Origin of the sequence: Shewanella nanhaiensis (genome assembly GCF_019457885.1) — a bacterium.
Taxonomy (GTDB): Bacteria; Pseudomonadota; Gammaproteobacteria; order Enterobacterales; family Shewanellaceae; genus Shewanella; species Shewanella nanhaiensis.
Map to the genome: position 1 here is coordinate 49786 of NZ_JAHZST010000014.1, position 10933 is coordinate 60718.

9 protein-coding genes and 2 tRNA genes are annotated in these 10933 nt (G+C 44.6%); 9 read left to right on the forward strand and 2 right to left on the reverse strand.

Going from position 1 to position 10933, the window contains the following annotated elements:
* Positions 1–23 precede the first annotated feature (23 nt).
* The gene (locus K0625_RS17400) at positions 24–212 is read left to right on the forward strand and encodes an Hsp70 family protein (protein ID WP_333473867.1); all 189 of its coding nucleotides are present in this window, start codon (positions 24–26) and stop codon (positions 210–212) included.
* Positions 213–249: 37 nt separating this feature from the next.
* On the opposite strand, the gene K0625_RS17405 is transcribed toward K0625_RS17400, so the two are convergent.
* Positions 250–1098, reverse strand: a complete 849-nt coding sequence (locus tag K0625_RS17405) for a hypothetical protein (RefSeq protein WP_220110861.1) — start codon at positions 1096–1098, stop codon at positions 250–252.
* A 179-nt stretch (positions 1099–1277) separates the two neighbouring features.
* Here K0625_RS17405 and K0625_RS17410 point away from each other — a divergent pair, with 179 nt between their 5' ends.
* The 5 genes from K0625_RS17410 to prpF all read left to right on the forward strand — a co-directional run bounded on the left by K0625_RS17410 (position 1278) and on the right by prpF (position 8190).
* Entirely contained in the window at positions 1278–1940 is a 663-nt protein-coding gene (locus tag K0625_RS17410; protein ID WP_012325118.1) for a GntR family transcriptional regulator, read from the forward strand.
* 48 nt (positions 1941–1988) lie between these two features.
* Entirely contained in the window at positions 1989–2867 is an 879-nt protein-coding gene (gene prpB / locus K0625_RS17415) for a methylisocitrate lyase (RefSeq protein ID WP_220110862.1), read from the forward strand.
* A gap of 106 nt (positions 2868–2973) precedes the next feature.
* On the forward strand, positions 2974–4098 hold the full coding sequence (prpC, locus tag K0625_RS17420; RefSeq protein WP_220110863.1) for a bifunctional 2-methylcitrate synthase/citrate synthase: 1125 nt from the start codon (positions 2974–2976) through the stop codon (positions 4096–4098).
* Positions 4099–4271: 173 nt separating this feature from the next.
* A complete protein-coding gene (gene acnD, locus K0625_RS17425) occupies positions 4272–6881 on the forward strand; it encodes a Fe/S-dependent 2-methylisocitrate dehydratase AcnD (RefSeq protein WP_220110864.1) in 2610 nt (869 codons plus the stop codon).
* A 91-nt stretch (positions 6882–6972) separates the two neighbouring features.
* Positions 6973–8190: a 2-methylaconitate cis-trans isomerase PrpF gene (prpF, locus tag K0625_RS17430; RefSeq protein ID WP_220110865.1), complete on the forward strand. Its 1218-nt coding sequence runs from the start codon at positions 6973–6975 to the stop codon at positions 8188–8190.
* A 71-nt stretch (positions 8191–8261) separates the two neighbouring features.
* Here prpF and K0625_RS17435 read toward each other — a convergent pair whose 3' ends face one another.
* A complete protein-coding gene (locus tag K0625_RS17435) occupies positions 8262–8876 on the reverse strand; it encodes a riboflavin synthase subunit alpha (RefSeq protein ID WP_220110866.1) in 615 nt (204 codons plus the stop codon).
* Positions 8877–8907: 31 nt separating this feature from the next.
* Here K0625_RS17435 and K0625_RS17440 point away from each other — a divergent pair, with 31 nt between their 5' ends.
* From K0625_RS17440 to K0625_RS17450, 3 genes are all read left to right on the forward strand, one after another.
* Positions 8908–10284 (forward strand): MATE family efflux transporter, encoded by a 1377-nt coding sequence (locus K0625_RS17440; protein ID WP_220110867.1) that lies wholly within the window; start codon positions 8908–8910, stop codon positions 10282–10284.
* Positions 10285–10586: 302 nt separating this feature from the next.
* Positions 10587–10663, forward strand: a tRNA-Val gene (locus K0625_RS17445).
* A gap of 194 nt (positions 10664–10857) precedes the next feature.
* Positions 10858–10931 (forward strand) — tRNA-Met (locus K0625_RS17450).
* Positions 10932–10933: the final 2 nt, after the last annotated feature.

Consider the following 10933-nt stretch of genomic DNA (forward strand, 5'->3'; position numbering starts at 1 on the left):
GGGAATATGTCATTAATATAAGCATAGATCTAGGATCAACAAACAGTTTGGTGTCTTATTGGGATGGTGAGAAAGCGGTCATCATCCCCAATGCATTTGGCGATAATCTAACGCCCTCGGTTGTTGGCTTAGATGATAACAATCAAGTCCTAGTCGGGGCTGTAGCCAAAAGCCTCATTACTCGCTATTCATCCTCTAAAAGTCCGTTATGACTATTACCAAGCCTGTGAATGTGAGAGCTGCTTCTTATCAGATAACTTGCTGACAATAGGCGAGTCGTTGACGAATATCGTCTAAGTATTGTGATGCTTGATTATCAACTAAGTACCAAAAAGAGGCGGTTTGTTCAGGTGTTTGGTTAAAGAACATCTGCTCACTGTTCAATAGCTTTTCTTGAGTTGAATGTTGTAACCAAAGCTCAATATGAGTTGTAGATAGGTAACTTAATATATTGAGCATGTTTACTGATGACGTAAATTCATTGTGTGCATGTTGATGAACCTGAGTGAGCAGTGCAAAGGGGCATCGATGTTTATAGTCTGCTAGCTCGGTTTGATTATCTAATACTTCATTGGATAAAGGTTGAGTTAACTGTAGTTCCGGCCAGCTAAGATTAGGCGCCGATATGGCTAAGGCAATGCGTCGCTCACCAAGCCAGTTGTGAACCATGCAGGGTAAGTGCTCCTCTATTGGCATCTCCATTTCACGTTTAAGACTTGGTAGTAGCGACATACGCTTTACCTCTATCTGTGTAGAGACTCTACTCATCAGAACTATGGTCACTAGTCCAGTTGATGGCCAACAGTTAAGCTCTTTCTCTAATGATTGCGCGATCTCAATAAGTTGAAGCGTGAGGGATTCGCTATCATGCTCATCTAATGAGCCAGAGATAACAAAAGGGCAGGTTGAGCCAGCAAATGGGCCATTGGAGATATTAATCAGGGTTTCGGCTTTTCCACTTTGGTTATTATCAGGTTTGGTACCGTTAAAAATAAAGGTGGCACCACTTGATGGGATATCTAACTTTCCGTTTGCATTGCCTATAATGGTCACTTTACTTAGTGTGGATAATAGTTCGTTTGAACTGACTGTCTGCATGCTAGCCTTCAACTGGAGTCACTTAGCTGGCCATTATACCCAAACAACTCTTCTCTACTAGTCCCTTCCTATTTAAACGTTTAATTGATTGTCGACAATTTAAGGTGGTTTAATTGACCTTCGCGTATAATTTGGCTATATTGTCGACAATCTATTGTGTAATGTGAATGTTAGCTACTATGACATTTTTTGATGAAACAGCAGTAACAGCAGCTGATAAGACCTTTTTTCAGTTACGCAAAGATATTGTTGAAGGTGTTGTTTTAGCCGGTTCAAAACTCAGTGAGACTGAGTTGTCGACAAAATACAGTGTCAGTCGTGCGATTATACGTGAAGCGATTAATCGTCTGGAGTCTTGCAACTTGGTAGAGCGCAAAGCCAATGTGGGGGCGCGTGTGGTGGCATTAACACCAGAGGGACTGATTGAACTGTATCAGGTTCGTGAATCCTTAGAGGGGATGGCAGCGCGCTTAGCTGCTAAGAATATGACCTCCCAAGAGATAGACGACCTTAACGCTTTACTTAATACCCACTTCCAAAAAGTTAAAACTGGTGAGTCCTATTACCAGGAAGCTGGTGATGTAGACTTCCATTATCGAATTATTCTAGGCAGTAAAAACAGACACCTTATCACCATGTTGATTGATGGGATCTACCATCTTGTGCGCATGTACCGAGTGCAGTTAGGGATGTCCGGACCTAGGATCACTACCGCCTTTGATGAACACCGACATATTGTACAAGCCATATCGAATCGTGATGAGGAGCTCGCAGAGATGCTGATGCGTCGTCATATCATGTATTCACAGAGAAATGTCGAAACCAAATTAGAGCAAAGTTAATAGAACAAGATTAAGCGTAATCGTTGAGATAAAAAGAGGATTTGAAAGATGAGTGCAGGGAAAAAATTTCGTCAGGCATTAGCAGATAACAAGCCACTGCAGATAGTCGGTACCATCAATGCATATACTGCAATGATGGCAAAACAGATTGGGCATCAGGCTATCTACCTTTCAGGTGGTGGCGTCGCTAATGCATCCTATGGATTGCCAGATCTTGGTATGACATCACTTAACGATGTGATTGTTGATGTACAGCGCATCACCTCAGCATGTGACCTTCCTCTGATGGTGGATATTGATACGGGGTGGGGTGGGGCATTTAATATTGCCAAGACCATTCGTGATATGGAGAAAGCTGGCGCAGCTGCTGTTCATATGGAAGATCAGGTTGCTCAAAAACGCTGTGGTCATCGCCCGAATAAAGAGATCGTCTCTACAGAGGAGATGGTCGATCGTATCAAGGCGGCTGTTGATGCCCGTACCGATCCAGACTTCTTTATCATGGCTCGCACCGATTCATTCGCTCAAGAGGGGCTCGAGGCTGCCATTGAACGTGCTAAAGCCTATGTGGCTGCAGGCGCAGACGGGATCTTTGCCGAAGCGGTTAAAACAGAGGAGCACTACCGCGCATTTTCAGAAGCGTTAGATGTGCCTATCTTGGCCAACATCACCGAATTCGGCCAAACTGAACTGTGGAATAAAGAAGAGTTAGGCGAGTGGGGCGCAGATATGGTGCTCTACCCATTAAGTGCATTCAGGGCGATGAATAAAGCCGCTGAGATGGTCTATACATCAATACTTGAAAATGGCGACCAAAAAGCGGTAGTTGATTCGATGCAAACTCGTATGGATCTCTATAATTACCTTGGTTACCACGACTATGAGCAGAAATTAGATAGTCTTTTTGCTGAAGGTAAGAATCTGTAATTATTTAAAAATGTAATGAATACCCTACAGCCTATGCATCTATAGAAGGTTACCCAAGAGAGTGATCAATGCATAGGTCGATAATTAAAAGGAATAGGAGCAAGTTATGGTAGACAAGAAACTCAGTGGTGCAGGTCTTCGTGGTCAAAGTGCAGGGGAGACATCACTTTGTACTGTGGGTAAGTCAGGTTCAGGATTAACTTATTGCGGTTATGATGTGGCCGACTTAGCTGACAACGCGACTTTTGAAGAGGTGGCATACCTACTGTTTAATGGTGAGTTACCTAATCGAGCACAGCTTGATGCCTATAAAACAGAGTTGATGGCGATGCGTGACCTACCTCAGGCATTAAAAGAGGTATTACAACGTATCCCTGCCGATGCTCATCCAATGGATGTGATGCGTACTGGTTGCTCATTTCTAGGTAATTTAGAGCCTGAAAATAACTTTAGTGAACAAAACCAAGCTGCTAACCGTCTACTTGCCGCTTTCCCTGCAATCATGTGCTACTGGTACAAGTTCTCTCATGACGGAGTTGAGATTAATTGTGTCACTGATGAAGATTCACTCGGTGGCCACTTCTTGCACCTGTTAAATGGCAAAACCCCTTCAGAGCAACATAGGCGCGTAATGGATGTGTCGCTGATCCTCTACGCTGAGCATGAGTTCAATGCTTCAACCTTTACTGCTCGTGTGTGTGCTTCGACTCTATCTGACATGTTCTCATGTATCACAGGGGCTATCGGTACACTTCGTGGTCCTCTGCATGGCGGCGCAAATGAAGCGGCAATGGATATGATCCAGAAGTTTAGCTCGCCTGCAGATGCCAAGGCGCAGATGGCGGGTATGCTTGAGCGTAAAGAGAAGATCATGGGCTTTGGTCATGCGATTTACCGTACCTCTGATCCACGTAATGTGATCATTAAGGCGTGGTCTGAAAAGCTAGCACAGGAAAATGGTGACACCTCACTATATGATATCTCAGTGGCTTGTGAAGAGTTTATGTGGGACACCAAGAAGCTATTTTGTAATGCTGATTTCTTTCACGCGTCGGCTTATCACTTTATGGGCATTCCTACTAAGTTGTTCACGCCTATATTTGTCTGCTCGCGTCTTACGGGGTGGGCCGCTCATGTGATGGAGCAGCGCTCTAATAACCGTATTATTCGTCCAAGTGCGGATTACACAGGATCTGAGCCAAGAATGGTTAAGCCTATCGCTGAAAGATAGTAGTAATAATTATCATATTTTTTGATGGGGTTAGAAACTCCTAACCCCATAATGATTGAATTTCTATTTATCAACTAATAATAAAGACTTTTTATCTATCAAATAATTTCATCTAACTATCGATATTTGGCCGATAAACAGCATTAAACCAGTATGTGAGCTGGGGATATCTTATGAATACAAGTTACCGTAAATCTTTACCGGATACCGATCTCGATTACTTCGACACTCGTGCCGCCGTTGAGGCTATCAGCCCTGGTGCCTATGATAAGCTGCCGTATACCTCCCGTGTATATGCTGAAAACCTCGTTCGCCGCTGTGAGCCTGCAAAATTAACAGATTCCTTAAAACAGATTATTAACCGTCAACGTGATCTGGATTTCCCTTGGTACCCAGCACGTGTAGTTTGTCATGATATTTTAGGTCAGACAGCGCTGGTGGATCTCGCTGGGTTGCGCGATGCCATTGCTGATAAAGGCGGCGACCCTTCCAAGGTAAATCCTGTGGTACCGACACAGCTGATTGTGGATCACTCATTAGCGGTAGAGCATGCAGGTTTTGAGAAGGACGCGTTCGATAAGAACCGCGCCATTGAAGACAGACGTAATGACGATAGATTTCATTTTATCAACTGGACCAAAACAGCCTTTAAGAATATCGATGTGATCCAGCCGGGTAACGGCATTATGCATCAGATCAATCTTGAGAAGATGTCACCTGTGATCCAAGCCCGTGATGGCGTGGCTTTTCCAGACACCTTGGTAGGAACAGACAGTCATACTCCCCATGTGGATGCATTAGGTGTGATAGCAATTGGAGTTGGTGGACTTGAAGCTGAGAGTGTCATGCTTGGCCGCCCCTCCTATATGCGTCTTCCTGATATCGTCGGTGTTGAGCTGGTGGGTAAGCGTCAAAGTGGGATCACTGCAACCGATATCGTACTGGCTATCACTGAGTTTTTACGCAGCGAGAAGGTGGTGTCTACCTATCTTGAATTCTTCGGTGAAGGCGCTTTCGCGCTTACACTTGGAGACCGAGCGACTATCTCAAATATGACGCCTGAGTTTGGCGCTACAGCGGCCATGTTCTACATCGATGATAAAACCATAGACTACCTTAAGTTGACTGGTCGAGATGATGCTCAAGTAAAACTGGTTGAAACCTATGCTAAAGTCAGTGGGTTATGGGCTGATAGCCTTAAAAATGCTGAGTATGAGCGGGTGCTAAAATTTGATTTATCATCGGTTGGCCGTAATATTGCGGGACCTTCAAATCCGCACCGCCGTGTTGCGACCAATGAGCTTGTTAAGAGTGGTATCGCAGGTGTGGTAGAGAACGAAGAGGGCTTAATGCCCGATGGCGCTTGTATCATTGCAGCTATTACTAGCTGTACCAACACCTCAAACCCTCGAAATGTGATAGCAGCCGGTCTGCTTGCGCGTAACGCGAATGCCAAAGGCTTAACGCGTAAGCCTTGGGTTAAAACCTCTTTAGCACCAGGATCCAAAGCGGTACAACTCTACCTTGAAGATGCCAACTTGTTACCTGAGCTAGAAAGCCTTGGTTTTGGTATTGTTGGATTTGCCTGTACCACTTGTAATGGCATGAGTGGAGCACTTGACCCTGTTATTCAACAAGAGGTGATCGACAGAGATCTTTACGCCACAGCAGTGCTTTCTGGTAATCGTAATTTCGATGGCCGTATTCATCCCTACGCTAAACAAGCGTTCTTGGCTTCACCACCGCTAGTGGTGGCCTATGCCATTGCAGGAACAATACGTTTCGACATCGAGAGAGACAGCTTAGGCACAGACTCTCAAGGCAATGAGATCACACTCAAAGATATCTGGCCATCGGATGAAGAGATTGATTCGGTCGTCGAGGCGAGCGTAAAACCTGAGCAGTTCCGTAAAGTGTATGAGCCTATGTTTGACATTAAAGTTGAGTATGGAACAAACAATAATCCGCAGTATGATTGGCGACCACAGAGTACCTATATCCGTCGTCCTCCTTATTGGGAAGGAGCACTGGCTGGTGAGAGGAGTATGAAAGGGATGCGTCCCTTAGCGGTACTGGGTGACAACATCACAACAGATCACTTGTCTCCTTCAAATGCGATCATGCTCAACAGTGCAGCTGGTGCGTATTTAGATAAGATGGGTCTACCTGAGGTGGACTTTAACTCCTACGCAACTCACCGCGGCGATCACTTGACAGCGCAGCGCGCCACTTTTGCTAACCCAAAGCTCTTTAATGAGATGGTAACCACATTGGGTAAAAATGGAGAGGCTGAAGTTAAGCAGGGTTCATTAGCTCGTATTGAGCCAGAAGGTGAAGTCTCACGCATGTGGGAGGCGATTGAAACCTACATGGAGCGTAAGCAGCCACTGATCATCATTGCTGGTGCTGATTACGGTCAAGGTTCAAGCCGTGACTGGGCCGCTAAAGGTGTTCGTCTTGCTGGCGTTGAAGTGATTGTGGCAGAAGGGTTTGAGCGTATTCACCGTACTAATTTAGTGGGAATGGGCGTATTACCTCTTGAGTTCACAGGTGGTGAAAACCGCCATACCTATCAAATCGATGGTACAGAAACCTTTGATGTGGTTGGAGAGCGAACTCCTGGTGCTAGGTTAACGCTTATTATCACCCGTAAAAACGGCGAGTCTGTTAAGGTTCCGGTTAAGTGCCGTTTAGGTACCGCAGAGGAGGTCTCTATTTATGAAGCTGGCGGTATTTTGCAGCGTTTTGCTCAAGATTTCCTTGAGTCTTCATCTGTTGCCTAAGTTTATTTGTCTGCTTGACGACTTGGTTGTTAATTATTAGGTATTTATCGTGGCGCTCTATTGCGCCACTCTTCATTAAAGGGTGATATTTATGTTTCATGATGAGAAAGGTAAGACTGTATTTTCTCCTCAGATAAAAGTACCTGCGACCTATATACGTGGTGGCACGAGTAAAGGAGTCTTCTTTAATCTTGAGGACCTGCCTGTGCAGGCTCAAGTTGCGGGTAAAGCCCGCGACGCACTGCTGCTGAGAGTGATCGGCAGTCCAGATCCTTACGGGAAGCAAACTGATGGTATGGGAGGCGCGACCTCAAGTACCAGTAAAACAGTCATTATCTCCAAAAGTAGTCAGCAAGATCACGATGTTGACTATTTGTTTGGGCAGGTTGCCATTGATAAGCCTTTCGTTGATTGGAGTGGTAACTGCGGTAATCTGTCTGCGGCTGTCGGTTCATTTGCTATTAGCAGTGGCTTAGTTGATGCTAGTCGAGTTCCCGATAATGGCATTGCTGTGGTGCGAATTTGGCAAGCCAATATCAGTAAAACCATTATTGCTCATGTTCCCATGACGGATGGTGAAGTCCAGGAAACCGGTGACTTTGAGCTGGATGGCGTCACTTTTCCAGCTGCCGAAGTGCAAGTTGAATTTATGGATCCCGCCGATGGTGATAGCTCCATGTTTCCAACGGGGAACCTAGTGGATGAGTTAGCCCTACCTATCGATGTTATTGCAGCAGGTAGTGTTAATGCGACAATGATCAATGCTGGGATCCCGACGATCTTTATCAATGCAAGCGATCTTGGTTATACTGGTGCAGAGCTTCAAGATGACATTAATAGTGATGCCGAGGTCCTTAAGCGCTTTGAAACAATCCGAGCACATGGCGCTGTTAAAATGGGGCTTATTAGCCATATTGATGAAGCGGCAGGCCGACAACATACACCTAAGGTTGCCATCGTTGGCAAGGCTTGTGATTACATCTCTTCAAGTGGAAAAAGGGTTCTAGCGACTGAGATAGACTTGAATGTTAGAGCGCTATCTATGGGGAAACTGCATCATGCCATGATGGGCACTGCGGCTGTTGCTATTGGAACTGCGGCCGCTATCCCGGGCACGCTAGTGAATACTGCAGCTGGTGGTGGCGAACGTGAGTCTGTTCATTTCGGCCATCCATCAGGTACATTGACTGTGGGAGCTGAGGCGAAATGCATTGATAATGAGTGGCGCGTAACTAAGGCTGTCATGAGTAGAAGCGCACGCGTATTAATGGAAGGATGGGTGAGAGTGCCTGGTGATACACTCATTTAGATAAACAGCTTAAGTTAAAGGCCGACTTCTATTATAGGAGTCGGCCTTTTAAACTTAGAAATTGAGACTATCTATATATTGGCTCTTTTGGCAAGCACACGCTCAACGGTGTCGACAATGGCTTGGGTTTGACTGTCTATCTCGACATTTAATGTCTCACCCGCTTTGATCATATCAAGATTGGTGAGTTTTAAGGTCTCTGGAATAAGGTGCAGCATAAAGCTAGTTTCTGTGACTTCACCAACCGTTAAACTACAACCATTTACGCCAACAAAACCTTTATAAAGAATGTAGTTCATCCACTTAGGATCGACTTCGAGTTTTATATCAAAATGAGCCTGGGTATGGCTCACTTCCAAAACTCTCGCTTGAGTATGTATATGACCGGAAAGAATGTGGCCACCAATCTCGCTGCCAAAGGTTAATGAGCGTTCAATATTAACCTTAGAACCAAGTTGTAAATTTGAGAGGTTAGTCACACTCAAGGTCTCTTCCATTACATCGAAAAACACCCTATCATCAGCAATTCGTGTAACCGTTAAACAGACACCGTTGTTCGCAACACTTGCGCCTGTTATGAGCCCTTCACGTAAATCGGGTTTCATAGCGATCTCTAGCGTATTTAAGCCATCTTTCTTATTTATCGCAACCACTTCGCACGTGGCTTGAACTATACCTGTAAACATATTTTCTCTCGTCAGAATTAAAGGCATTTTAATGAATCATTACGGCTTTCAGGCCAAACGTTTAGTGCAGCTTGCACTTCCCGTTCTTATTGCACAAGTTACTCAAACCATGATGGGCTTTATTGATACCGTCATGGCGGGTCGAGTGAGCGCGGTAGATATGGCCGCAGTCGCTATCGGAACCAGCTTGTGGCTACCTGCGCTACTGTTTGTGCAAGGCTTACTGCTCGCATTTACACCGGTATTTGCTCACCACCATGGGGCTAATAACCAAAAGGCTATTCAACCACTCGCTTTTCAAGCAGGTTATATTGCCATAATTGGTAGTCTAGGTGTGATCCTGTTTCTTAGTTTTGCAGAAAACATCTTCACCATGATGGAGTTGGAGCCTGAATTGGCCCGTTTGAGTATCGGCTATCTAGAGGGTTTTGCTTGGGGCGTACCTGCTTTTGTTCTTTATCAAGTATTAAGAGGATGCAGCGAGGGGATCTCTTATACCTTACCGACCATGATAATAGGTTTTGTAGGGCTTGCTGTGAATATTCCTGCTAACTATATATTTATCTATGGCCATTTTGGTATGCCCGCTATGGGAGGCGCTGGTTGTGGTCTAGCAACTGCATTAGTTTTTTGGGCCATGTTCGTTGCTATGGTTGTGTATATGCAACTACATAAAAAGTTTGCAGAGTTAGCGCCTTTTAAGTCATTTCATAAACCGCATCTCTCTACAATATGGGATATGACTAAGCATGGTTTTCCCATCGCAATGGCACTTTTTTTTGAAGTAAGCCTGTTTGCTGTTATTGCACTACTGTTAGCTCCCTTAGGCGCTAATGTGGTTGCGGGTCATCAAATTGCTCTGAATTTCTCATCTATTGTGTTTATGTTGCCTTTGTCTATCGGCATTGCGGTATCGATTCGCGTGGGATATTACTTAGGGCAAGATAAAACTGAGATCTCTGCCTTGATTGCCAAACTAGGTTTAGGTATCTCCTTTACATTAGCTATGGTGACTGCGGTCATTACAGTTCTGTTTAGAACTGAAATTGCTTATCTATATAACGATAACCCAGAAGTGGTGACATTAGCAGGAAGCTTAATGTTCCTTGCTGCTCTTTATCAATTATCTGACTCGGTACAAGTTGTCGCGGCGGGGGCGTTAAGAGGATATAAGGACACAAGAAGTGCTTTTTATATCACTTTGTTCTCCTATTGGGCTATTGGCATGTTGCTAGGTTATACATTAGCAAGAACAGATCTTATCGTGCCAGCTATGGGGGCTCATGGTTTCTGGATAGGATTAATCGCTGGCTTAACGACTGCGGCAGTGCTGTTTGCTTTAAGGTTACGCTATATTCAAAAGCGAGGTTTCTTTAAAGAGGCAATTGTAGATGCCTCAGATGCATAGTTAAATTGTGTATTTTAAATCGTAAAAAGAAGCCAAATTGGCTTCTTTTTACTTAATATGCACTATAAAAGAGCAAGTTGAGCAGCAAAGCAACACTTAAACTTAAATATGACATTTTTACTTGCAACAAAAACTGTATCCCGTATTATAGCGCTCGTTCCAAGGCAATAGCCGAAAGGACAGTTAGTAACACAGTCGCGGGATGGGGCAGTTAAAAGCTACTCAGGCTCAACTCTTATATAAAACATGGCGAAGGTCGTTGCCAAGCTTTTATAAAAAGTGATCCGGCTCCCGCAACCAATACAACCGTAGCTCAGTTGGTTAGAGCACTACCTTGACATGGTAGGGGTCGGTGGTTCGAATCCACTCGGTTGTACCAATTCTTTGTAAGTAGAATCAAAATAACTTATAGCGTTTATCGGACGCGGGATGGAGTAGTATAAAAGCTACTCGGACTCAACTCTTATATAAAACATAGCGAAGGTCGTTGCCAAGCTTTTGTAAAGAGTAATCCGGTTTTCGCAACCAATTCTTTTATAGCAGAATCAAAACAGTTATTAGCAATAAAACAGTCGCGGGATGGAGCAGTTTGGTAGCTCGTCGGGCTCATAACCCGAAGGTCGTTGGTTCAAATCCGGCTCCCGCAACC